This window comes from Neobacillus sp. CF12 (assembly GCF_030348765.1).
In the GTDB taxonomy this organism is placed as follows: Bacteria; Bacillota; Bacilli; order Bacillales; family Cytobacillaceae; genus Neobacillus.
Window position 1 is genome coordinate 2574819 of record NZ_JAUCEU010000007.1, and the last position, 24010, is coordinate 2598828.

Annotated in this window: 22 protein-coding genes; 6 read left to right on the forward strand and 16 right to left on the reverse strand. The window is 36.6% G+C overall.

Annotation, left to right across the window (positions count from 1 at the left end):
* Positions 1 to 75 precede the first annotated feature (75 nt).
* Positions 76 to 993, forward strand: a complete 918-nt coding sequence (locus tag QUG14_RS12200) for an RluA family pseudouridine synthase (protein ID WP_289340813.1) — start codon at positions 76 to 78, stop codon at positions 991 to 993.
* 44 nt (positions 994 to 1037) lie between these two features.
* Here QUG14_RS12200 and QUG14_RS12205 read toward each other — a convergent pair whose 3' ends face one another.
* Positions 1038 to 1295, reverse strand: coding sequence for a GlsB/YeaQ/YmgE family stress response membrane protein (locus tag QUG14_RS12205; RefSeq protein ID WP_289340814.1), 258 nt, complete (start codon positions 1293 to 1295; stop codon positions 1038 to 1040).
* Between the two features lie 325 nt (positions 1296 to 1620).
* On the opposite strand from QUG14_RS12205, the gene QUG14_RS12210 reads away from it, so the two are divergent.
* The 3 genes from QUG14_RS12210 to QUG14_RS12220 all read left to right on the forward strand — a co-directional run bounded on the left by QUG14_RS12210 (position 1621) and on the right by QUG14_RS12220 (position 3925).
* Positions 1621 to 2235, forward strand: a complete 615-nt coding sequence (locus QUG14_RS12210) for a DUF47 domain-containing protein (RefSeq protein WP_289340815.1) — start codon at positions 1621 to 1623, stop codon at positions 2233 to 2235.
* Positions 2236 to 2246: 11 nt separating this feature from the next.
* Entirely contained in the window at positions 2247 to 3239 is a 993-nt protein-coding gene (locus QUG14_RS12215) for an inorganic phosphate transporter (RefSeq protein WP_289340816.1), read from the forward strand.
* 131 nt (positions 3240 to 3370) lie between these two features.
* Positions 3371 to 3925, forward strand: a complete 555-nt coding sequence (locus QUG14_RS12220; protein WP_483310804.1) for a YitT family protein — start codon at positions 3371 to 3373, stop codon at positions 3923 to 3925.
* Between the two features lie 213 nt (positions 3926 to 4138).
* Here QUG14_RS12220 and QUG14_RS12225 read toward each other — a convergent pair whose 3' ends face one another.
* The 14 genes from QUG14_RS12225 to QUG14_RS12290 form a co-directional block, all read right to left on the reverse strand.
* Entirely contained in the window at positions 4139 to 5059 is a 921-nt protein-coding gene (locus QUG14_RS12225; protein ID WP_289340818.1) for an ArsR/SmtB family transcription factor, read from the reverse strand.
* Between the two features lie 113 nt (positions 5060 to 5172).
* Entirely contained in the window at positions 5173 to 6333 is a 1161-nt protein-coding gene (locus QUG14_RS12230; protein WP_289340820.1) for an enolase C-terminal domain-like protein, read from the reverse strand.
* 26 nt (positions 6334 to 6359) lie between these two features.
* The gene (locus QUG14_RS12235) at positions 6360 to 7184 is read right to left on the reverse strand and encodes a carbohydrate ABC transporter permease (protein WP_289340821.1); all 825 of its coding nucleotides are present in this window, start codon (positions 7182 to 7184) and stop codon (positions 6360 to 6362) included.
* A 10-nt stretch (positions 7185 to 7194) separates the two neighbouring features.
* Complete coding sequence (locus QUG14_RS12240; protein WP_289340822.1) at positions 7195 to 8148, reverse strand: carbohydrate ABC transporter permease; 954 nt, start codon at positions 8146 to 8148, stop codon at positions 7195 to 7197.
* 132 nt (positions 8149 to 8280) lie between these two features.
* On the reverse strand, positions 8281 to 9570 hold the full coding sequence (locus tag QUG14_RS12245; protein ID WP_289340823.1) for an extracellular solute-binding protein: 1290 nt from the start codon (positions 9568 to 9570) through the stop codon (positions 8281 to 8283).
* A gap of 454 nt (positions 9571 to 10024) precedes the next feature.
* The gene (gene proC / locus QUG14_RS12250; protein WP_289340824.1) at positions 10025 to 10825 is read right to left on the reverse strand and encodes a pyrroline-5-carboxylate reductase; all 801 of its coding nucleotides are present in this window, start codon (positions 10823 to 10825) and stop codon (positions 10025 to 10027) included.
* Positions 10822 to 14085: a hypothetical protein gene (locus tag QUG14_RS12255; protein ID WP_289340826.1), complete on the reverse strand. Its 3264-nt coding sequence runs from the start codon at positions 14083 to 14085 to the stop codon at positions 10822 to 10824. The genes proC and QUG14_RS12255 overlap by 4 nt, the downstream gene beginning before the upstream one ends.
* Entirely contained in the window at positions 14082 to 15494 is a 1413-nt protein-coding gene (locus tag QUG14_RS12260; RefSeq protein WP_289340827.1) for a glycosyltransferase family 2 protein, read from the reverse strand. Before QUG14_RS12260 ends, QUG14_RS12255 begins: the two co-directional genes overlap by 4 nt.
* Positions 15495 to 15497: 3 nt before the next feature.
* Positions 15498 to 16541: a HEAT repeat domain-containing protein gene (locus QUG14_RS12265; RefSeq protein ID WP_289340828.1), complete on the reverse strand. Its 1044-nt coding sequence runs from the start codon at positions 16539 to 16541 to the stop codon at positions 15498 to 15500.
* Positions 16542 to 16967, reverse strand: a complete 426-nt coding sequence (locus QUG14_RS12270; RefSeq protein WP_289340829.1) for a response regulator transcription factor — start codon at positions 16965 to 16967, stop codon at positions 16542 to 16544. It abuts the gene before it with no gap.
* 306 nt (positions 16968 to 17273) lie between these two features.
* A complete protein-coding gene (locus QUG14_RS12275; protein WP_289340830.1) occupies positions 17274 to 17669 on the reverse strand; it encodes a cytidine deaminase in 396 nt (131 codons plus the stop codon).
* A 29-nt stretch (positions 17670 to 17698) separates the two neighbouring features.
* Positions 17699 to 17866 carry a XapX domain-containing protein gene (locus QUG14_RS12280; protein WP_289340831.1) on the reverse strand — a complete coding sequence of 56 codons (168 nt, stop codon included), beginning with the start codon at positions 17864 to 17866 and terminating at the stop codon, positions 17699 to 17701.
* Between the two features lie 23 nt (positions 17867 to 17889).
* On the reverse strand, positions 17890 to 18564 hold the full coding sequence (gene deoC, locus QUG14_RS12285; protein ID WP_289340832.1) for a deoxyribose-phosphate aldolase: 675 nt from the start codon (positions 18562 to 18564) through the stop codon (positions 17890 to 17892).
* 140 nt (positions 18565 to 18704) lie between these two features.
* Positions 18705 to 19646, reverse strand: a complete 942-nt coding sequence (locus QUG14_RS12290; RefSeq protein ID WP_289340833.1) for a DNA-binding transcriptional repressor DeoR — start codon at positions 19644 to 19646, stop codon at positions 18705 to 18707.
* A 258-nt stretch (positions 19647 to 19904) separates the two neighbouring features.
* Between QUG14_RS12290 and QUG14_RS12295 the strand changes: the two genes are divergently transcribed.
* Positions 19905 to 22085 carry an MMPL family transporter gene (locus QUG14_RS12295; protein ID WP_289340834.1) on the forward strand — a complete coding sequence of 727 codons (2181 nt, stop codon included), beginning with the start codon at positions 19905 to 19907 and terminating at the stop codon, positions 22083 to 22085.
* 850 nt (positions 22086 to 22935) lie between these two features.
* On the opposite strand, the gene QUG14_RS12300 is transcribed toward QUG14_RS12295, so the two are convergent.
* Positions 22936 to 23277, reverse strand: a complete 342-nt coding sequence (locus tag QUG14_RS12300) for a cupin domain-containing protein (RefSeq protein ID WP_289340835.1) — start codon at positions 23275 to 23277, stop codon at positions 22936 to 22938.
* A 169-nt stretch (positions 23278 to 23446) separates the two neighbouring features.
* On the opposite strand from QUG14_RS12300, the gene QUG14_RS12305 reads away from it, so the two are divergent.
* Positions 23447 to 23905, forward strand: a complete 459-nt coding sequence (locus QUG14_RS12305) for a hypothetical protein (protein WP_289340836.1) — start codon at positions 23447 to 23449, stop codon at positions 23903 to 23905.
* Positions 23906 to 24010: the final 105 nt, after the last annotated feature.

Below are 24010 nucleotides of genomic sequence, written 5' to 3' on the forward strand. Positions count from 1 at the left end.
ATACGAGTAAATTTTGGGTGGTAATTATAACCACGCCTTAACTTTTGGAGGAATCTCGAAAATAAAGGAGTTAAAATGCTAAAAACAACGCGAAAAGGCAATTGGATGGAAATTATTACACCAAATAGCTGGAATGGGAAAACAATTGAGGATATCTTTCGAACAGAATGGGAGGTCCCTAAGAAACTAACTCATTTATACAGGATGGAACATAACGTATTGGTAAATGGAAATAAAGCCAATTGGAAATTACCACTTAATATAGGTGATAAAGTACTAATTAAATTATCCGCTGAAGAGGAGTTAAAGAACACGCCCTATTTCTTCCATGATATTCAGGTACTATTTGAGGATGACCATGTGATTGTTTTTAATAAACCGGCATTTATGAACACCCATCCTAATGACGAAATGGATGAAAATACACTTTTACATGCTGCACAATTTTATCTGTACTCAAAGGGCGATCAAGTTGACATACGGCATGTACATCGCTTAGACAGAGATACTACAGGGGCGATCCTTTTTGCTAAACATGCATTGGCAGGTGCAATCTTAGACCGAATGCTTGAAAAACATGAATTGAAGAGAACCTATATTGCCATTGTCCATGGCCACTTAAAAAAGCAGCAGGGGACTATACACGAGCCAATTGGGCGCGATCGGCACCACCCAACGAGAAGAAGAGTTTCTCCATCCGGTCAAGACGCTATTACACATTACCAATTAATAAAAGTTGAAAAAGGTCATTCCTATATAAAGTGCTGGCTTGAAACAGGGAGAACACATCAAATACGTGTACATTTAAGCCATATAGGAAATCCTTTAGTTGGTGACATATTATATGGAGGTAAACCGCTATTTAAAAGGCAGGCACTGCATGCTGCAAAGTTAGAGTTTACTCATCCCATCACTGGCGAAGAAATTTGCTGCTACGCCCCATTTATTGACCAACCACCTATGTTTATAGGGATTGATGTAAATAGCTTATGAGCCAAAAAGAGAGGCCTTCCCATTTTCGGGAGACCTCTTTTTTATTATCGATCAGCTTTTCTAAATGCCCTCATAATCAATGATAACAGGAAGACTAAAGCTACAGAACCGATAATCGCTGGGATAATAGCAAAATCGGCAACATTTGGCCCCCAATCTCCTAATAGTAATGTACCGAGCCATGCTCCAACAAACCCAGCAATTATATTACCTATAATTCCACCTGGTATATCTCTTCCAACAATAAGACCAGCTAACCAGCCAATAACTCCACCTACGATTAATGCCCAAATGAAACTCATTTAGAACACTCCTTTTTTGTAATGATTCTTAGATCACACGGTTTCTATCTGATAAATATTGCTGCCGTGTAACCATTAAAGTACCCATTTTCTTTTATTTCATTCATAGGAATGTACTCAGTCTGATAATATACATAATACTTTTGGCTTTCGGAAACATTAAAAAAATAATTAAAAGTAAATATCATATGCCTATTTTCTGAATTTTCTTTTGTTAAGTTTTTGTAAATTAGGTTAACTTTTTGTGTTTTTTCGGTATATTTTCGATACAATGTTTTCCGTTAGTATAAAAACTTTTTACATACTATTTAGGGGGATTTAAAAAATGGCAAAAAAGGTTGATAAATTTTCTGCTCTATTAAGTAATATTTCTTCTAACTTAAAGGAAGGAGCAAATTACTTTGCCGATTATAAATTAAAAAACATTAGCGATCTGAAGATCTTCTCAGAAAAGATGAAAGAGATTGAAACAAAGGGCGATACATATATTCATGAAGTAATTAAACAACTAAATGATGCATTTATTACTCCAATTGAACGTGAAGATATTCTCCATCTAGCAAACAGTATGGATGATGTGTTAGACGGCCTAGAAGCAACAGCTGCATTATTTGAAATGTATTCCATCACACAGGCAGATGATTTTATGCTTCAATTTGTTGCTGCAATAAAATCAAGTGTCCATGAAATTGATAAAGCAATGGTACTCTTATCAAACAAAAAGCTTCCACAGATGAGGGAACATGCTATAAAAATAAAAGATTACGAATCAAAATGCGATAATATCCTTCGTCAATCGATTAAGCATTTATTCACAGTCGAAAAAGATCCAATTCGAATTATTCAATACAAAGAAATATACGAAAATCTTGAGGATATTGCTGACAGTTGCCAATCTGTTGCGAATACACTTGAAACCATCATTATGAAAAATGCATAAGGAGCAAACAAATGGAAATTTTAATTATTTTAGTTGTTATTGGTGCCCTTGCATTTGACTTTATTAATGGGTTCCATGATACCGCAAACTCGATTGCAACCTCTGTTTCTACAAAGGCACTAAGACCACGCCAGGCGATTCTCTTAGCGGCAATCATGAACTTTGTAGGGGCCATGACGTTTACGGGTGTAGCTAAATCAATTTCTAAGGATATTGTTGATCCTTTTACGCTTGAAAATGGGTCGGTAGTTATTCTAGCAGCACTAATTGCAGCTATTTTTTGGAACCTATTAACATGGTATTACGGAATTCCGAGCAGTTCTTCTCATGCAATCATTGGGTCGATTGCGGGAGCAGCCTTGGCTTCAGCAGGTTTTGGAGCACTAAATTACACTGGCTTTTTGAAGATCCTTCAAGCCCTCATTATTTCACCTATATTAGCATTTGCGGTTGGTTATATTGTGTACAGTATTTTTAAAGTGGTTTTTAAGAATGCAAATTTAGCAAAGACCAATCGGAATTTTCGTTTTATGCAAATAGCTACTGCCGCCCTGCAGTCCTATTCACATGGAACGAATGATGCCCAAAAAGCAATGGGGATTATCACGATGGCTTTAATTGCTAATGGTTACCTTGGCAGTAATGCTGAAGTTCCGTTTTGGGTACAGTTCTCCTGTGCGCTGGCAATGGGATTAGGTACATCTGTCGGAGGATGGAAGATTATTAAAACCGTTGGTGGTAAGATTATGAAAATTAGACCCATTAATGGTGTGGCAGCAGATTTAACTGGTGCAGCAGTAATATTTGGAGCAACTTTCTTACATGTTCCTGTTAGTACCACACATGTTATTTCTTCAGGAATTTTAGGGGTTGGAGCTTCACACCGCCTAAAGGGCGTTAAATGGGACACTGCTCAAAGAATGCTCATTACTTGGGTAATTACACTCCCTATTTCAGCAGGTATCGCGGCAATTTCTTATTTCATTTTAAATCTTTTCTTTTAAATAACCTTGTAAGGAGGATGGATTTCCCATCCTCTTTTTTATTTTTTCTACTTCTAAATTACATTCATTTTCATACTTTTTAGGTAGGGACAAGTTTGGGGTGATTTTAAGTGAGACAAAAGATTATTGCAATGCTCATTGGCAGTTTATTATTAAGCCTAGGGGTTAATGGTTTTTTAGTACCTTATCATTTGCTTGATGGCGGCGTAATAGGGTTAGGGTTAATCATTCACTATTTTTACGGATGGCCTACTGGACTTAGTATGATTGTATTAAGTCTCCCACTCTATATCTTGGCATGGTTCTTTGAAAGACGTTATTTTTACTATAGTTTGCATGGATTAATCATCTCTTCTTTTTGTATTGACTTGCTTTCATTTATCAATGGAAAAATACAGGTTGGCATATTACCAAGTACTGTAATAGGCGGCATGCTCGTAGGAGTGGGAATAGGACTAATGCTTCGCTATGAAACGAGTACGGGTGGAACCGACTTACTGGCCCAGATACTTACTAAATTTACTTCTGTTAATATAGGTATCATTATTTTTTTGATTGATGGTCTTGTCATTACTAGCGGGATTCAAGTGGTGGGATTAGAAAAATTCTTTTATTCTCTATTAACCATTATTTGTGTTGGTTTAATGACTTCTTTAACAGTAATAAAAAGACCAGAAACTTATTAATGTAAACAAAAAATCCCATCTCATTAAGAGACGAGATTGAAACTCGCGGTACCACTCTTGTTTAATAAATGTTTGAATAACACTTTACTACCCTCTACAAACGTACATTAATACGTTGTCCTTGTAACGGTGGAATCCGATTATGGACTTCTGCTCATTCTGTTTAAGAATTACAGCGTCCACGAAAACCATGAAAACCATGAAAACCATGATTTAGTTTGTATGATAGCTAACTTTCATAACTAACCCTTGTTTATAGTTTCCAAATTTTTGTCCAAATAAATTTAACCCACCAGCATTTTTGGCATTTTCTTTTACACCTATTCGAACAGGGAAATATGGTAAGGATTCTAATGACAAATCTTTTAAAGTAATGTTAGATATTTTCTTATTATCAAGATAGGACCCACTTTGTTCTACTTTCCAATACTTCAATTCACCGTATTGGGTACTCGATGTTTTTCTCCAAACTGGAGTATATAAACCTCTTTCTCCTCCAAAGTCACTAAGGCATGTCCAAGTACCAATTTCAATATTGTTCACCCAAATCGTGATATCAGAAGGCCAATCCTCGCGATGATATGGTGCTTCGGAGCAAGCTTCAGTTGAGATGACTAATTCTTTGATTACTGCGTTTAAAGGTAAACGGTTTGGGAATCGATATTCTATGTACCCTTTACGAAACCATAACAATTGAGCATGTCTTTTATTGGGCTCAAAAAAAATTCGAGGATTATCTAATGGGCCTATATAACCATTTTCATCTGCCAAACCACATGTGGGTTCGACCTGACAATCAACATAGTCGCCAATTGGTAAATCAATGATATAATGGTCTTCCTGGTTTGCCGGTTCCACTGGACTTAAATTCACTATGATATTGTCGTATTTTTTTGAACTAACCTTTTGGTTGCCATGTCCTGGTATTATTTCAGTTGTTATAATCCCTGAATCCTGTAGTTTTTGAATATTGACAGCAGTTGTTGAAAAGGGAAGTTTTAGTTTTTCAGAAATTTCGTTTACGTTTAATGGTCCGTGATTCAAAGCACGTAGAATATTTAATCGTTGTTCATTTGATAAAGCCTTAAAAACTTTCAGTCCCTCATCATCTATAGAAACTTTTAAGTCTCTCATATATGGCTCCTTCCTAAAAAAGGAATGAAGGTTACTACTAGAGTAGCGCTTCAATCCTTTTTATTTTATTTCTTATCTGTCAGCTTAAAAAAGCAGAAATATGATAATTAAGTTCACTTTGACAGGGTCTTCTTTGTATTCATTTTAACAGACCACCCCTCAGATTCAACAACCTTTAAAAAATAGGAATCGTCTAATTTTAATCCAAATCCAGGTAAATTAGGAATGGAAACCTTTCCTGCCCTAACCCTATAAGCTGTATCATCTATTCCATGGATGTTCATTTCATCCCACTCAATAAATAAAAATCCATTTATATTTGGTGCTAAATGTCCAAGTGCAAAGTTGCCAAATGAACCACCATAGTTATGTGGTGCTGTTTTAATCTTACATTGATCTAATTCTGCTCCAAGTTCCAACCATTTATGAAAACCATAAGATCGAATATCATACTGAATGGCGTCGATTAGTCCTTCCTTGGCCCAGTCTACTAGGTATGGAGAGGCATCTCCTTCTCCATCAACAACCATGATATTTAAGTTTTGTTTATCTAACCATAATTTTAAGTCCTTTAAGTATTCAGGGTCCTCATGAAACGGCTCCTCTATCCAGGTTAACTTAGTATCAGCTGTTGCAGCAAGTATTTCTTTGGTTAAATTCAGATTATAGCCATTATTTGCATCAATCATGATTTTCGCATCAGGACCTACTGCTTCCCGAACACCTTTAATAATGGCAATATCACGATTTTTACCTTCTTCTAGAGGCATGTGCATGGCACCTCTACCTACTTTTATCTTAAAATGACGATGACCCTTTCTAAACCCTTCTAACGCATGTGACTGCATTAACTTAACTGCCTCTTGATCACTGTCGAGATGAAGATCATCAAAGTATAAGGATGTATCATAACAAGGTACAGAATAGTTTGAAGTTTTTAAGCCTGATATTATTTCATAAACAGGCATTCTTGTAGCCTGCCCGATCCAATCCAACAACGGAAACTCAACTGAATAGTAGTTTTCTTTAACTCTTCCCCCGTCAGTAAACAAATCTCCTACGGTTAGACCAATTATTCTCTCTGCACTCTCCTTTGTAATTCGAGACCACCCAAAACCTTGTAGCCCACCAATTGTAATTCGTACAATATCAATAGGTATTTCACATCCATGAACGCCTAATCTAGCATTACATCCTGCAGGACGAGGACGTATTCCGGTTAACCTTGCCCATTCAATTTTTTCTACCTTCCAATTTTTATTTATATTTTCCATTGATTCTCTCCCCTTTTGAATTTGATTTATTTAATACCAGTAAATGAAATCCCTTTTATTATCTGTTTTTGGAAAATCAGGAACACAATGAGTACCGGAATAGATACAATTACATTTGCCGCCATCGGAATGGTATAATCTACTACGAACCCTGAATTAAAGAAAGGGATTCCGACGGGTATCGTCATTTTGTCTGCTGAGGTTATGCTAATGAAAGGCCACAAAAATTCTTTCCATGTACTAAGAAAAGTGAATATACCAAGTGCAGCTATAGCCGATCGTGAAAGAGGTAATGTGATTAGAAATAACATTCGATACATTCCACACCCATCTATTTTTGCAGCTTCATATAGTTCTTTTGGTAACCCATCAAAGAATTGCTTTAAAAAAATCATTCCAAATGGAACTGCTATCACTGGTAGAATTAAAGAACTATATGTATCCAATAGATTCAAATCCCTTAATAAAATATATAAAGGAACTAGAATTGCTTCACCTGGAACCATAAGGCCTGCTAAAATAATCCAAAATAGAATACGACTTCCTGGAAAGCGGTTTATTGAAAAAGGAAAAGCGGCTAATCCTGATAAGATAAGGACAAAAACCGTTGTAATCGTTGAAACTAGAAAACTGTTCCATAGCCACAAAAGAACTGGTGCATTACTAAATACATGAACATAGTTTTCTATCGAAAAAGGTGGCTTTAACCAATTGACAACTGATAGAAGACTACCTGACGCTTTAAAAGAAACGAGCAAAACCCAGATCAATGGGATTACCCATAACAAGGCTAGAATGGATGCAACAGTATACGTTATTTTGAGTCCATTTTTTTCGATAAAATCCCCCATTTTCATCCCCCTAACCTTCTTTATTTTGTAGCCTAAATTGAATAAAGGACCATATTAATAGAACAAGAAAAAAAAGATAAGACATCGCTGACGCTGTCCCAAATTGATACTTTTGAAACCCTTCCTCATAAATGTATTGAATGATAGTCCGAGTAGAGCCAGCAGGTCCCCCTTGTGTTACCAGATAAACTTGTGAAAAGATTTTAAATGAAGCAATTATTTGTAGGAAGACTACTAAAAGTGTCACCCGTTTTAATGATGGAATTGTAATATGTTTTAATCGATCCCATGGACTGGCGCCGTCAATTTTAGCAGCTTCATATAGTTCATCTGGAATATCTTGAAGCCCTGCTAAATAGATAACCATATTAAATCCAACTGTCCACCATAACGTAATACCAATAATTGAAACCCATGCTAGAACAGGATCTCCTAACCATAAAATATCATTTTTGACTCCTATTACTTTTAAAAGTGAGTTTACCATTCCACTGTAGTTATCTAGAACCGCTTCCCAAACACTTGCAACTACAGAGACCGCTAACACCATGGGCATAAAGAAGATTAACCTGAAAATAACTTGACCTTTTAGTGGTTGGTGAACAATTAAGGCAAGGATAAATCCTACGAGTACAATCACTGGCGTTGAAAGAACCACGAATAATAGCGTATGCCATAATGAGCTGAAAAATATCGGGTCAGTTAAGACTTTTATATAATTTTGTAAACCAATAAAGGTTTTATCACCGAGAATTTTCCAATCATAAAAACTTACAAAAAAACCCTTCGCAACAGGATATAAAGTAAAAATAGAATAAATCAACATAAAAGGTAATAGAAGAATATACGAATTAACATTTTTTTTGATCAATTTCCACATAGACTCTTTTATTGAAAAATGAATTACCTCATTATCTATCCTTACTTTTGCCTGTTTACTCGTTACTTCGGGAATTTGTTCCATCCTTTTTTCCTCCTTCCCAATTTTGAATACAAGTGTGTGAACAATAATGCCTGACACCCCTCCACAGATCACCTTGATATTGTAGGGGGTGTCTGACACCCAGTTTTAAGTCATGCCTTTTTAAGTAAGTTATTAATCTTGCAGTTGATCGTTTATTACCTGTTCTACTTTCTCCAATCCTTCTTCTACTGAAACGTTCTTAATCCAAATACTATCAAGTACATCCATTAGTTCTGAAGAATTTGCGAACCATACTTTTTCATTTGGTGGTAAATATTCCATATATTCCGATTCCGATTCATATTCCGAACGGAATGGCTGGTTCTTTAATTCCTTTGAATCTAATGCATTTTTAGAAACTGGCAAATGCCCAGCTTTTGACCATTTCCATCCATTATCGGTGACCCATTTAACAAATGTCATGGCAGCTTTAGTAGTCTTTTCGTCTCTATTAGGATTAGTTGGCAAAATAAATGTATGAGAATCAGCATATACACTTGGCTTATCAAATAAAGTAGGGAACTTTAAAACACCTAAGTCGTCACCCAAAACTTTATACGTATTATCAACAGCGCCAGTGACATTGATCATAAATGCAGCCTTCCCAGATTGAAACATTTCATCAATATTCTCAATTTTAGGAGGCACAACTTTGTAAGTATTATATAAATCATAAACTGCCTCTAATGAATTTTTACCAATCTCTTTATCAATTGTCGCTTTAGCATCTTTTGAACTATATATATCTCCCCCGCCTTGCTGTTTATAAAATGTGTACCATAAACGAAGTGGATGAGTACCCTGTCCTCTAAGTGCCAAAGGTGTAATATCCGGATTTCCTTCTTTCACTTTTTCCAAAAGACTAATAAATTCCTCGTAACTATTAAACTCAGGTATTCCTTCATCATTTAGCAAGTTCAAATCACCCAACAGCTTTTTATTATAAAAAAGCAAGAAAGCATGATAGTCTAGTGGGACGGCATAATTTGTTCCTTCAATAATAGTAGAGTTCACTGCATTTTCAGATAAGTCATCAAAATTGATTCCATTGGCTTCCGCAATTTCACCCATCGGTTGGATAACTCCCTCATGTTCTAATTGCATGACTCTAGTTGCATGAGATATTCCAAGATCTGGAGCTTTATTTCCTAAAACTGAAGTAGTTAATTTTGTATAATATTCTCCCCACTCTTGTGTAATCTTTTCAACCTTAATGGATGGATGTTCTTTGTTAAATTCGTTGACCATCTCAGTCATTACCGTCCCATCGTTTCCACTAAATAAATCCCAGAAAACAACTTTTGTTGGAGAATCAGACGATGTAGATTCATTCTCTACTTGTGTACTAGTTGAACTGCATCCTGCTATAACGAGCATTATGCTAATAAGTAGAAGATACAATTTAATAGAATTCTTTTTCATCTTACATTCCCCCATTATATTATTAAGAAAATTAACCAAACTAAGAACAATAAAAATTAATACATAACAACTTTTAATGTAATAAGAAGCATATTGAAACATTCTTCCCCTTTTTTAAGGGTAAGTAATGAACGATAAATCTTATTACCAGTAAATTTATCTCGTATTATGTTTTATTGTAATAAGTTTCAAAAAAAAGACTTGATATACTCTTATAGTCTCCAATACATAATGGTATTCTCTAATCACCCCTTTGAATACTTTTCAAAAAACGTAAAAAAATTCAGAATAATTATTCTTTTTTCATTGTAATCGTTTTCATTTCTTGTGTCAACACAACTATTAAGACATTTTTTTAGTATACGACCATTTTAACGAACAGTTATCCACACGTCTAGGAATTTTAATATTTGCTTAACGAAAATAAAAGAACCTGCAACAAAGTCGCAGGTTTTTATAATGACTTCACTTTTTCGGTACAGCTTTCCATTGCAGCCAATACGGAACCTCGAAATTGCCTCTTTTCAAGTTCTGCTACTGCTTCTATCGTTGCCCCGCCTGGCGTACACACATTATCTTTAAGTTCTCCTGGATGACTGTCGGTTTCTAGTACCATTTTAGCAGCGCCAAGAACTGCCTGCGCTGCTAAACGATATGCTTTATCTCTTGGGATTCCCTGCTTGACACCTCCGTCAGCCATTGCTTCTATCAACATATATACATAGGCTGGGGATGATCCACTTATGGCTGGTACAGCATCCATTAATTTTTCGTCAAGCCTCTCTGTTTTACCAAACGTATGAAAAAGACGTTCAACCTCCAATATCTCTTCCTCACTAAGCCTCTCATTCGAACAAATAGCACTCATCCCCTCTCCAACCAACGAAGGAGTGTTGGGCATTGTCCGAACCGCTTTTACACTATAACCAAATTCCTTTTCGATATCAGCCAATGTAATTCCGGCCGCAATAGTAATAATAGTACATTCATGATTAATGTAATTTTTTATCTCATCAATAACCTTTGAATGTTGGTCTGGTTTTACCGCGATGATCAGAATGTCAGAAAACCTTGCAACTTCTTGATTATGATTGGTCGTAATTATTTGGTAATTAGATTTAATCTCTTCAATTGTTCTCTCTGTTTTAGAGCTTGCGATTATATTTTCTTTTGGAATCATCTTTGATTTAAGGATTCCTTCTATCATCGCTTGAGCCATTTTCCCCGCACCGATAAATCCAATCTTTTTATTCAATCCTCCACACCTTCTTTATCTTTTTCAATTTTTGCCTTTCCATATGTTTCTTTAATAATATCATACGATTTTTTTAACCTCTCATAATATATCGGCTGTTCCCATTCATTCCATGAATAGAAAAATACATCTTTTTGTTGGAGTATGTTATTTGTATGTTTGGGAATTGTCTGCATGATTTTACCTTGCTCTGCTACTGCAACCGCAACCCGAATCCCTTCGATCGTTTCATTACTAGTTAAACCAGATTTCCATACATCACCCATTACTTCTTTTAAACTAGGATCTTTAACGTTCACTAATTGCCATGGTATCCTTATTTCGATTAACTGCTGGTCACTACTTATGCTTACATCTGTTAGCGAGTTAAACTCTTCATCCTCAGGATTAGCACTGCCAAACTTTAGGACACCTGTTTCATAATCCTCAAAAGGTACTAATGTATTGGTTGATGGAATGCGCAATTCTTTATTAAGAGCAAGACGAATGGGATGGAACACGCCATTATTTTTCTGGTTGGCGTAGGACTCTTTTTTGACCATATGAAGTAAATGTGCATATTGGTAATAGAAGGTATCATAGTAGCTGTCTACCATTATATTTGAATCCTTAGGTCCTAAAAGATTGATTAAGAAGTCAACTCCTAGATCTGTTTGTACTATCGAATTCTTTGACAATTTGATATTGTTTTGGCCTTGCTCTTCGATTGTATCGAGAAGTACATACACAGCCTGATTAGCAAAGTCTACCGGTTTCGTAAAGGAAAGCAGAAAGTATAAATATCCACTATCAGAGGAAACTCTTACCTCATTTATTGCACTTGTCTTTTCATTCGACAGATGGATTTGCTTACTATTGTTTTCTTTCCAATCCATTCTTTTACCATCTACAAGGATTGCAGTATCTTTCGTTCCTGGTTCAAATGACAGCAGTCCGAAGTGTTGTTCGTTTGTTTGCGGGTTATTCCAGTATGGTCGTCGATCTGGATTATCAAAGTCCATGGTATTCCATGTTCGTTTAAACCACTCATCCTGCCAAGTGAAAATGAATCCACCTGCATATCCTTCCGAAACGATTGACTTAAATAGTCGTTGATCTATTAAGCCTTGCTCTTCCTCAGAGTGAAATCCTTGGTTCATTCCGTAGGCATTTTTGTGTGTTAACCCCCTAGAAGATGGAACGCCAAATTCAGCCACTAGGACTGGCATTTTATGAACTGCGATTAAATCATGTATATATCCAGCATAATTATTCTTTTTGCCTTCATGATCGACATACTCTAGATATTTCCTCTCATAATTAAGGAAATCAGGATAATATGGGTAGATATGATAGGAGGCAAATAATCCAGCATAAAAGCCATCAGCAGCCTTAATATGATTTGGGTCTATTGATACTAAATCCTCATTTTCTAATGGTTCTGAGGGGTGTTCTAAAAAGTCTGTTGTTACCCAATTTGTAAAACTCATTGTATGCTGCCAATTATAATGTGTAGTTTCATATTCAGCAGCATAGTCTAATAATTTTGCTAACCAAACTTCGAATGGACTCGCATCAACTGTTTTAAAATATTTCCCTTCATATTCCCCGATACCGCTGTGTTTAAGATTCGTGTTGGAAACCATATATGGGTCCCATTCAGTGCCAACGATTATGCCCAGCACATATTTGGAAATATCATATTTGTAAACACCAGACGCGTGCCCTGGTTGTTTAGGTAAACCAGCTTGTCCATGAATGATATCAATCAAATTTTTAATTTCTGTTTTGGCATCCTCCACATTTTCAGAAGCGAAGGCATCTTGATTACGAAGTAGTTTTTCTTCATTCACCCAAGAACCATGAAAAAGAAATAATGGCTTTTCAGCAACCTGGTTGAATTCATAGAATGCTTCGTAAAACTGAGGTGGATGGAGTGTATAGATTCGAATGGCGTTGGCATTCATTTCGCCAATTTCCTTAAACCAACGTGAATAGTCTTCCTTACTAATAGCTGTTTCGCCAGGGAAATAACCTGGTTTGGCAATTCCCATGTTGACTCCTTTTATTAAGAAGTCGTCCCACTTACCGTTCTTTTGAATTTGAATATAGGTATCACCGGTGATGCTATTTGACTTTATCTCGTTATTATGGACAATTTCTACTTGCTCCTGTTTCACAGTCTGATTAAGACCACTAGCTAATAATATTTTCATCATTGGAACATATACTTCCCAATAGAAGGAATCTTGCGTTCCGAAATGCTTCTTCCACAAGTCCAAGCCTTTTGTTTGGTAGATTGCCGGTACTTCTGCTTCATCTGCATAATCGCCTGCAAAATAATAAGCATTGTATTTAGCATTTTTGTGATGGATGATTGCCGGGAAGTTGGTTGGTATCCCTAGGCCTTTTAACTCTTTTTTCTTCTTTGCTGTGATTGGCAGATTATATTCTGCTAGAATTTCTTCTTTGTTTCCTGCACTATTAATATCAAACCAATATTGATATTCCCCTTGGAGTTCCCTATTCGTAAAGTTCTTTCCCTGTTTGGTCAGATTAAAAAGTGCGCCGCTTTGTGTTACATCCTTTTCGTCTACCACTACAATTTCATTATTTTTACTTACAAATACAAAGCCTTCTCCCTTATAATTCCATTTGCCGCCATTTTCTACGTATTGCTTTCTTACCCATTCAGGTACTTCTTTATTATTCAGATTAGGAAAATATCTGCCTATCCAACCCGTCCATTCCAGATTTAACAGGTTCTCAATTTTATCCCTGACACTTTCAGGAGTAGGACTGCCAAAGGTATTAAATTCTGCAATAAAGGTCTTCCCATTAGAGGCAAGTAATTCTTGTTCAATCCGATCAATATCGGCAGCCTCTAATCCGCCATATATAATGGAAGATTTCTTCCCCGTATCGTTTTTACCATTGAAATCTTCATCGTAAACTCCATACTGATCGGTGAAATAAAAAACATCGTATTTTCTTAAATCATCAGGTAAAGATGTGATGGAATATTGTTGTCCTTCTTTTGGAACAAACCCTTTATAATCTTCATTTATCTCATAAGGCTTTTGATTTTCCTTGAAATATTTCGCATTATTTAATATCCATGTTAATCCTTTGTGTTCCCTATACGTTTGATCCGGTACGGTTTTATCAAAGATAAGTACATTTAATTCTTTAGAGGGCTGGAATTTCCAAAGCCAAAAAGGGCTTAATAAGATAATAAGAAAGAGAATGGCATAAACAATGAGTGAAGTTTGTTTTTTCATTTTGAAACACCTTTTCTTTTCATTTCTCCCCAACTCGTATCCCCTATTAGCATCTGCCATACTCCCTCGCATCTCCAAAAGACTGTCATTGGCCGATACCATATTGTTTCCGTCAGTGAGTATAAAAAGAGCTTTACAATATCTGATACTTTTGGGTATTTTGTTAAACTCCATTCTTCTAATAAAACGGCTGTCATTGAAAAAAGTGAGCCATAAAGACAAGATAGAAGAAATAATAATATAGCAAATTCAATATAAACCCCGCCTAAAAAAAGACAAAGTATCATAAATATATAACCTAAAAACTCAATAATAGGTCCCAAAAACTCAACAATCCAAAAATATGGAAATGAAATCATTCCTATGGAACCGTATTTGGGGTTAAAGGTTAGTCCACGATGTGTCCATAAACTTTCAAATAGTCCTCTATGCCAGCGCCGCCTTTGCCTTCTTAAGATTGTCATGTCCTCAGGTACTTCCGTCCAACATACCGGGTCAGGAACATAGACAATCTTTTTATTTACCCTCCTTTCTTTCAATAGGCGATGAATTCTAACAACCAACTCCATGTCCTCTCCAACGGTATCTGTCTTATAGCCTCCCGCCTCAATCGTCCAATGTTTTGAAAAAACCCCAAATGCCCCCGAAATAATCAAAAGAAGATTATGTCTGCTTAAACCTATTCTCCCCATTAGAAAAGCACGTAGGTATTCAATGATTTGCATAACAACGATTGGGTTATCTGATAAACCAATTTTTAAAATATGCCCATTCTTAATTTCACAGCCATTCGCAATTCGCACACTGCCGCCAGACGCAATTACCTCTTCATTTGAATCAATAATCGGTTTCATAACCTTCAAAAATGCGTCTGGCTCTAATACAGAATCACCATCCAAAGAGCAAAAGTAGGGATAATGTGAAAAATTAAGCCCCACATTCAGGGCATCCGCTTTCCCGCCATTCTCTTTATCCACTAAGAAAAGGTTAGAAAGGATAGACGACTGGTAAATAGTTTTAATCGGCTTTGTATGAACTTGTTTACGTACAATTCTACTTATTTCTTTCATATCGTAATGATCAATCATTTTTTTTAAAGTTTGGTCGGTGGAACCGTCATTGACTACGATGATTTCATAGGTTGGATAATTCACGGCTAAAAGTGAGCGGACACTCTGAATGATTCCTGCTTCCTCGTTGTAGGCAGGAACAATTATTGAGACAGGTCTAGTATTAAATTCATCCATGTAATCTTCATAAGCCTGTATTCTGTCTAATTGGTATTCTTTTCGAAGCTGAAAAGTTGAAATGATTAATATAACAGAATAAAAAACGATAACAATTACCATATATACTGCTATAAACCAACCGAAAAAAGCTACGATATCCAACCATTGCACATTTAACATATTCTATACTCCTTTATGCAGCCAATCCCAAGCCATATCTCTTGCATATGCATCCTTTGAGGTTTCTAAAACCTTTTGTAATATTGCCTTCCCATTAGGGAACTGACCAATTGATTGACCCGCCTGTGAACGAACCCACCAAATCTGATCATGGAGCAGTTCAATTAATCTTGGAATACCCTTTTCTTCCTTAATCGCACCTATGAGTTTTGCTGCCACCATTCTCTCCTGCCATTTAGTGGAGTGCATCATTTCTAAGCAAGGCTCTATATCTTTTACATAGCCTATTTCTGCTAGAGCCTTTAATGCACGAAGCTTTACCTCACCTTGATAGGTTGAAAAAACATTTTCAGTAAATACACGATATTCTATAGCTCTTTTCAAAGAAATAACATCTAGAATGGCATATTGCAGTGGAGTAGAGCTTTTATGAAAACCTAATACAAACTGATCAAATAGTACTTGTTCTAAACGGGTTAAAATACTTCTATAGTCATACTCTGATAAATAATGATATGTATTTGTAAGTAAGTCTTTTAAACCGCTAAATTGAAACGAAGCAAGGATTCTCAACATATGAATACTTTCTTGATGAGAAATTTTCTTCTTTATTGTCAACAGAACAACATCATCTAGCAGATTTATCATTTGAAAATCCTCAATATGGTAAAGTGCATTCATACGATGACTCCATCTTTTGCTTTTAAGTCGTTTTCGATAGTAATCCTGTAGAACGAGAGTGGCCAATTCTGATAGTCTTTTCTTTTCTTCCTCGCCTTCTATAATCTTCACATACTTACTAAGGAGTTCTTCCATTGCTTTTTGTTTTATTGCTGTTTTTTCAAAACCTATCCCCCTGACTAAGTCACCTTCTGCTATTATCGAAAGAACTTGCGGGTTAATTTTCTTTTTATAATCTTCAATCTTTCTTCTTTTTTTATTTTCGTAAAGTTTCCGAGACATCAAATACAGCAATAAAAGAACTAGTAAAGACAGAAGTGATAAAGTAATTATAATAAGGAACAAAACCTCTTGATTTATCATCATTTACTTCATCCTTTGAATGATTTGAAGAACTCTCGCCTGGAGTTCCTTAATACTAAAAGGTTTCGTAACATAATCATCAGCACCTAATTTAAGTGCCTTTTCAATTTCAGACTGGCTTTTTCGGCCTGAAAGCATTAATACATATACATGTTTACTTCTGTTAATTCTGACCTTTTGCAAGATCTCGATACCATCCATAATTGGCATAACACCGTCAAGAATCAAAAGGTGTTCCCCTTTTTCATCTAAGGCGTTAGATTCAAAAAATTGAACTCCATCGTCATATGTTTCAATATTAATCTCAAAGTGTTCTATATTCATCGAATGGAGAATCCTTACAAGCAACGTCTGGACCATTAGGTCATTATCAATGATTGATATAAACAATTTATTTTTACTACTCATTGTTTCCTCTTTCGTTGGCATATTCAAAATCATCCATATCTTTAATATTCTTTTGGCTGTGTAAATTTTGGCTGTTGATTTGCGCTCCACTAAGGAAAGCTTCTTTGAATAAGCACCGCAGTGACAGGCGGTCTCTGCCTGTCACGATGCACTTCGCTTTCCGCGGGCGGTACGTGGAGCCTCCCGCAGGAGTCTTCGTGCCTTCCGCACAAATCAACAGAGTGCCAAAATTAATATCGGCTTATAACACAGCCATTCTTTTAAATTATGCCCGTTTTATTAAATTGCATGAAAAAAGAGGCAGGACGGTTATCCTGCCTCAACGTTTTATTTTAAATCATCTGGAGAAAATGCGCCAGGAAGAAGTTCCTTAACTAAGATTCTTTGGATATCACCTTTCAAATTCATAAGGATAACTTCCATCTCAGAATCACATAGTTCCGAGATTACCTGCCGGCATGCTCCACATGGCGGAACTGGCCGATCCGTGTCTGCTACAACAACTAGTGAATCGAACTGAGTAATACCTTCAGAATATGCCTTAAATAAAGCCGTTCTTTCTGCACAGTTCGTCATACCATAAGCAGCATTTTCAATGTTGCATCCGTGAAATACTTTTCCATCAGTAGATAAAAGAGCAGCACCCACCTGAAATTTCGAATAAGGCACATAGGCAAACGCTCGTGCTTTGACTGCTTCTTCCATAAGTCGTTTTTCATCCATCGTGAATCACACCCGCAATCCTCATTTTATCATTGGAAAAATTTGACCATCCAACCAGCGACCACGCCTCCAAAATATACTCCAAAGACACCGACTACAGCAGAAAACACGGGAGGAGCAGGTAGTGGAAGTTTCATAAACTTAAACAAGATACCAACAATTAACCCAGCAATTAATGCTAATAATACTTCCTTCATCTCATTTCCCTCAAATCTAAAGATTAATAATTGTCTAGAGAAAGTTCACCTTTACTAATAGACACTCCAGAACTTGCACCGATACGTGTAGCACCAGCTTCGATCATTGCAAGTGCATCCTCACGGCTGCGTACGCCTCCAGATGCCTTTACACCAATCTCAGGTCCCACTGTTTCACGCATTAACTTAATATCTTCAACAGTTGCCCCGCCCGTTGAAAATCCAGTTGAGGTTTTTACAAAGTCTGCTCCAGCTTTAACTGAAATTTCACAGGCTCTTACTTTTTCCTCATTCGTTAATAGACAAGTCTCAATAATAACCTTTGTTAGTGCTTTTCCTTGCGCTGCCTCAACAACAGCTTTGATATCTCTTTCAACTAAATCATCTTTTTTATCCTTAAGTGCGGCGATGTTGATGACCATATCGATTTCATTTGCACCATTTTCAATCGCATTTTTTGTTTCAAATGCCTTTGTTTCTGGTGTAGAAGCTCCTAAAGGAAATCCGATTACCGTACAGACTTTTACCTCTGGGGTATCTTTCAGCATTTCTGCTGATATTTTTACCCAAGTTGGATTAACACATACAGATGCGAATGAATATTTCTTAGCTTCATCAACTAATTTAACGATTTCTTCTTTTGTTGCATCAGCCTTTAATAATGTATGATCTATCATTTTAGTCACATTTTGAGTCATTAGATATTTCCTCCCTATAGATGAAAAGCATAATATTTTAGTTGTTTATATCCACAAGCTAACTATAACAAAATGACTGCACATATGTAAATGCATATTTGAACAAATGTAAAACTTTAATGTTTTGTCGAGTAAATTATTTACTTTTTATCCAGAAGGAACTTAGCAGAGAATTGATCTGTTATTAACACATTGGCATAATTCCCCTTTAAAGCACCATATATGCCCTCAATTTTATTCGGTCCGCCTGCAACAAGAATCGAGTATTCCTTGTTCCGTAAATCCTCTAATTTAACTCCCAGCGTTCTTTCGTTCAGACTTTCATTACACACTTCACCATCTTTATCAAAGAAACGTGAACAAATATCCCCGACCGCCTTTTCGTTTAGAGCCTTTTGATCACTTTCTGTAAAATACCCCATTTGGAACAATAATGAGTCCTTTTTAATCGATCCAATGGTAAACACAGCGATATTGGCCTTTTTGCCAAGGTCAAGGATTTTATGAATATGCCTGTCAGCCTCCATTGCCTGCTTCACGACAACATGGTCTACAATCGCCGGCAAGGGAAGATTAAGTGGTGTAGTATTGTATGCTTTGCCAAAAAGGTACAGGATTTCCGACGCATACGTATTCGTTTCAGCATGGCTTACGCCGCCCTTTAGCTGAACAACCTTCACGTCTTTGACATATTTCTGCCTCAACTCAACCGCAATATGATACAACGTTGTTCCCCACGTGACCCCAATAATGTCTTGGTCCTTTACAATTTCATCAAGATACAATGCTGCCTTTTCCCCAAGGTAATTTTTGATAATATGATTTTCAAATTGCGGAATAGGCGTAACAATTGCCCTTTTCAAATTGAACCTAATTTCTAACTCGCGAGCCAGATTTTCAACGTCTTCATATGGATCCATGATGTTGATTTGAACGATTCCTTCACTTTTTGCCTGCTGTAATAAACGGGACACTGTAGGGCGTGAAACACCTAATTTCTCAGCTATTTCGTTTTGATTATAATCCAATAAATAATATAGTTTTGCAGCTTCTATCACCTTGCTAAGTTTTTCTCGGTCCACTTTTCATCACCTTTGTTTCCACTTTTTTTAATATTATAACAAGAAGTGAAGAGAATCCCCTAATACTTTTACATTTGTAAAACCACAAATGAACATTTTTACCTTACTTCTGTTGCATTTTCATTCATAAATGAGGGAATCATTCTTATCATATTTACTACGTACATTACCTTGACACGAAATAGTCAACCACCACTAATTTCCGATTTTGCTATACTAAGTTCAGGGATATATTTCCTACAAGAAGGAGGTCACAAAATGGGGAAAATCGGAGGACTCATATACCGTTACCGAAAAACGGTACTGGCGCTATGGCTGCTTATCATTGCACTATCGGTAGTTTTCGCCTTAAAACTACCTTCTGTATTAAGTGGCAACGGCTTTGAATACAAAGGTGAATATAACAAAACAAGAATGCTCCTTGAAGAGGATTTTGGACAAGCCAAGTCATCCATTATCCTTGTCTTCGGAAGAGAGCGTACCGTTACTGAGCGTGACTGGAATCAATTTATTAAAGCAACCTTTGAAGATCTAAAAAACTTCGACGATGCCAAAAGCATTACTAGTCCATTTGACCGGGAAGGAATGATCAAAGATGAAGTTGCCTATGGTGTATTGGCTTTTGATAAAAAAGCAGAGGAGCTCGGCAATGAGATTGAACAATTGAACAAGCTTCTTAAAAATAAACAGGGACTAACCGTTACCATGACAGGTGAACCGATTATTGTTCAAGACCTTAATATTGCCAGCCAAGAGGATTTAGCCAAGGCTGAAATGATCGGACTGCCGATTGCCCTATTAGTCTTAGTCCTAGCGTTCGGAGGGTTAATTGCAGCCTCAATCCCAATTGTGATCGGTGTTGTATCGATTCTCGCAACAATGGGTGCAGTTTTCTTTTTTAGTTATCGTGCCGATTTGACCATCTTTATTTTAAATATCGTTCCCATGATCGGGCTCGCTCTAAGTATTGACTTTGCTCTATTGTTAATTAACCGCTACAAAGAAGAATTACATACCAAATCCATCCGTGAAGCAATAGAGATCAGTGTGGCAACGGCCGGGCGTTCGATTATTTTTTCAGGACTTTGCGTTTTTATTGGCTTATCCGCTCTATGGTTTATTAAAATCGATATTTTTCAAAATGTTGCATTAGGCGGTATGGCCGTCGTATTTATTTCAGCCTTTTGTGCTTTGACCTTTCTCCCAGCTCTGCTGGCTGTAATCGGAACAAGAATTAATAAGTTTAGTATTATTCGGGCAAAGGATTCAAACACAAGTCTATGGCATCGATTTGCCACGTTTGTGATGAGACATCCTATTCTGATGGCAGGAGTATCCCTAGCCATTCTGTTAGCCGGACTTATTCCGGTTGCACAAATGACGATGTCGATTCCAGGTACAGAATCACTCCCAGCTAAATATCCATCCAGAGTCGCTTTTGAGACCTTTGAGCATCATTTTATTTCTAAAGATAAACGAACCGATAACAAAGTAACCATCGTACTTGAAACTGAAGGATCTATTTTAGAAATGGAAAACCTTATGAAGGTCAGCAACTATATAAAGAGCCTTGAGAAGGAAAAACTAGTTGATACCGTTGATTCTCCGTTTTCGGTAACGGGCATTGCCGATGAGAAAGAATTGTCTCAAACGCTATCTTTTGGGCCAAAAGAACAGACAACTCCAATACTAGACTATTTTGTCAGAGACAATAAAATGCTGATTGAGGTTTATTTAAAAACGACTGACCATTCGGCAGCGGCTAGAAAGTGGGTTCGTGACTGGTCAAATCGTGACAGTGAGTTGACCACCCATTTTGGTGGTTCGATAAAATTCGAACAGGAGATCTTTGATGAGATATTTAAGAAAGCGCCATACGGGTTATTATTAATTGTTGTTTCAACCTTCTTCATTCTCATGGCTGCTTTCAGGTCAATCCTCATTCCTTTGAAGGCTATATTAATGAATATCTTGAGTCTAAGCTGTACGTTCGGGATTGTTGTCTGGATTTTTCAGAAGGGGCATTTTGGTATCGAGCCCGTCGATATTGCGTTAATCTTACCCGTCTTTGTGTTTACGCTCGTTTTTGGACTGTCAATGGACTACGAAGTTTTCCTAATTTCGAGGATTCAGGAGTTTTATTTAAAAACAGGAGATAATACAGAAGCCACGATATCGGGGTTAACCTACACGAGTAAAATTATTACCTCTGCTGCCGCGATTATGATTGTGGTAACAGGCGCTTTTGCTTTTACAGGCGTCATGCCGATTAAACAGCTTGGCGTCGGCATTGCGATTGCGATTTTCATTGACGCCACCATCGTACGGATGGCTCTGGTTCCTGCTTTAATGAAGTTGTTCGGGGATTGGAACTGGTGGTTTTTTGGACTTAAGAATAAAGCACAAACGAAGGAAAGAAAAAGCCAGCCTGATATATAGACTCAGTTCCGATACTGATAGTTTTTTTGTCCTTCATTTTAACGATTAAGGACTAATCTTTCTATGCTAACTAATGATTTGTCCTTCATACCGCCGATTAAGGACTAATCTTTCTATGCTCGCTTATGATTTGTCCTTCATACCGCCGATTAAGGACTAATCTTTCTATGCTCGCTTATGATTTGTCCTTCATACCGCCGATTAAGGACTAATCTTTGTATGGTCGATTATGATTTGTCCTTCATACCGCCGATTAAGGACTAATCTTTCTATTCTCGCTTATGATTTGTCCTTCATACCGCCGATTAAGGACTAATCTTTGTATGGTCGCTTATGATTTGTCCTTCATTACCGCCGATTAAGGACTAATCTTTGTATGTTAACTAATGATTTGTCCTTCATACCGCCGATGAAGGACTAATCTTTGTATATTAACTAATGATTAGTCCTTCATACCACCGATGAAGGACTAATCTTTGTATATTAACTAATGATTAGTCCTTCATACCACCGATGAAGGACTAATCTTTCTAGATTGCTCATGATCTGTCCTTCATACCGCCGATTAAGGACTAATCTTTGTATGTTAACTAATGATTTGTCCTTCATACCGCCGATTAAGGACTAATCTTTGTATGGTCGCTTATGATTTGTCCTTCATACCTCCGATGAAGGACTAATCTTTCTAGATTGCTCATGATCTGTCCTTCATACCGCCGATGAAGGACTAATCTTTCTATGATTGCTCATGATTAGTCCTTTATACCGCCGATTTCTATGCTTAAATACGAAATGTCCTTCATAACACCGATGAAGGACATTTTAGCATTTGGAGCAAGTTACTAAAGAGTTAGATATTTTTTGCGTATTGTTCGCTAGGTACTTTACTTAACACAACATATAAGCTGACAGGTTCACTGCCATTATTGTTAAAGGCAAGCTCCTCGTCCCCGCCTACATGAACCAAATCTGCATCTGATACTGGCGTTTCCTGACCATCGATAATGAAGGTACCATTCCCAGTGACGACATAAAGATAAACTTCTGTTCCAGGATGCTTATGAACGGGAAGCTGTTGTCCAGGCATGAAATTTAACACAAATGCTGTCGTTTCACCTTTTTTGTAAATAATCCGTTTTGTAAATCTCTCTTCGCTGAACTCTTGGTAGGCTTTAACTGAATTTTTTTCCATCCTTTTTCCCTCCTAGTGATCTCTACCTATATCTTAACTGAAAATCATTTTCAATTAAGTGAAGCGTATCACTGTTTATTATTTCTAATCGTTTCAAGGAGTTAAAAAGACAAAGTATAGTTTTTGCTATTGTAAGCAACATAAAGGAAAACAACTAAGGAGCATAAAAATGTTGGTAGCAATAATTAGAATCGGTCTTTTAGTAATCCCGTGGTTAACTGTTTTCTTTATTCCCAAAAATGTGTTTAAAAAATATACACCCGTTGCAATCTTCGCGTCCTTACTTGTTGCTATTAATTGTATGTTATCTGTTCCTTTTAAATGGTGGACAGTAAAGGGCGGGTTACTAAATAAAGTTATCAATGATGTAAGCTTTATATTAGGACCCTTTTTTATAGGAACCATTTGGATTTTCCGTTTGACTTTCGGAAAATTCTGGTTATACCTGTTGACTAATACGGTGATGGACTTATTTCTAGCCTTTCCAATCAACTGGTTAATGCAAAGATTAAGAGTATATAAATTAGTAAATTTCAAGTCTAAACACGTCTTTTTCATTTCGATTTGTTTTGCTCTTTTTATTTACCCTTACCAATTGTTCATATCTCAATCAAAATCCAGTAACTGAAACTGGATTTTGATTATGCGATTCCGCAGGAAAAGGCTGCAATTTTGCAGCCAGATCTTTTTAGTAAGGATCACATATTTTCTTAGTACAGTAAACAAATTCTTT

Excerpts from the sequence above, each read along its gene's own strand:
- QUG14_RS12200 (WP_289340813.1), top strand. The coding sequence starts at position 76 with ATGCTAAAAACAACGCGAAAAGGCAATTGGATGGAAATTATTACACCA.
- QUG14_RS12260 (WP_289340827.1), bottom strand. The coding sequence starts at position 15,494 with ATGTTAAATGTGCAATGGTTGGATATCGTAGCTTTTTTCGGTTGGTTT.
- QUG14_RS12275 (WP_289340830.1), bottom strand. The coding sequence starts at position 17,669 with ATGGATGAAAAACGACTTATGGAAGAAGCAGTCAAAGCACGAGCGTTT.
- QUG14_RS12235 (WP_289340821.1), bottom strand. The coding sequence starts at position 7,184 with ATGGGGGATTTTATCGAAAAAAATGGACTCAAAATAACGTATACTGTT.
- QUG14_RS12215 (WP_289340816.1), top strand. The coding sequence starts at position 2,247 with ATGGAAATTTTAATTATTTTAGTTGTTATTGGTGCCCTTGCATTTGAC.
- QUG14_RS12210 (WP_289340815.1), top strand. The coding sequence starts at position 1,621 with ATGGCAAAAAAGGTTGATAAATTTTCTGCTCTATTAAGTAATATTTCT.
- QUG14_RS12265 (WP_289340828.1), bottom strand. The coding sequence starts at position 16,541 with ATGATGATAAATCAAGAGGTTTTGTTCCTTATTATAATTACTTTATCA.
- QUG14_RS12245 (WP_289340823.1), bottom strand. The coding sequence starts at position 9,570 with ATGAAAAAGAATTCTATTAAATTGTATCTTCTACTTATTAGCATAATG.
- QUG14_RS12280 (WP_289340831.1), bottom strand. The coding sequence starts at position 17,866 with ATGAAGGAAGTATTATTAGCATTAATTGCTGGGTTAATTGTTGGTATC.
- QUG14_RS12300 (WP_289340835.1), bottom strand. The coding sequence starts at position 23,277 with ATGGAAAAAAATTCAGTTAAAGCCTACCAAGAGTTCAGCGAAGAGAGA.
- QUG14_RS12295 (WP_289340834.1), top strand. The coding sequence starts at position 19,905 with ATGGGGAAAATCGGAGGACTCATATACCGTTACCGAAAAACGGTACTG.
- QUG14_RS12255 (WP_289340826.1), bottom strand. The coding sequence starts at position 14,085 with ATGAAAAAACAAACTTCACTCATTGTTTATGCCATTCTCTTTCTTATT.
- QUG14_RS12270 (WP_289340829.1), bottom strand. The coding sequence starts at position 16,967 with ATGCCAACGAAAGAGGAAACAATGAGTAGTAAAAATAAATTGTTTATA.
- QUG14_RS12305 (WP_289340836.1), top strand. The coding sequence starts at position 23,447 with ATGTTGGTAGCAATAATTAGAATCGGTCTTTTAGTAATCCCGTGGTTA.
- QUG14_RS12225 (WP_289340818.1), bottom strand. The coding sequence starts at position 5,059 with ATGAGAGACTTAAAAGTTTCTATAGATGATGAGGGACTGAAAGTTTTT.
- QUG14_RS12205 (WP_289340814.1), bottom strand. The coding sequence starts at position 1,295 with ATGAGTTTCATTTGGGCATTAATCGTAGGTGGAGTTATTGGCTGGTTA.
- QUG14_RS12230 (WP_289340820.1), bottom strand. The coding sequence starts at position 6,333 with ATGGAAAATATAAATAAAAATTGGAAGGTAGAAAAAATTGAATGGGCA.
- QUG14_RS12240 (WP_289340822.1), bottom strand. The coding sequence starts at position 8,148 with ATGGAACAAATTCCCGAAGTAACGAGTAAACAGGCAAAAGTAAGGATA.
- deoC (WP_289340832.1), bottom strand. The coding sequence starts at position 18,564 with ATGACTCAAAATGTGACTAAAATGATAGATCATACATTATTAAAGGCT.
- QUG14_RS12220 (WP_483310804.1), top strand. The coding sequence starts at position 3,371 with ATGCTCATTGGCAGTTTATTATTAAGCCTAGGGGTTAATGGTTTTTTA.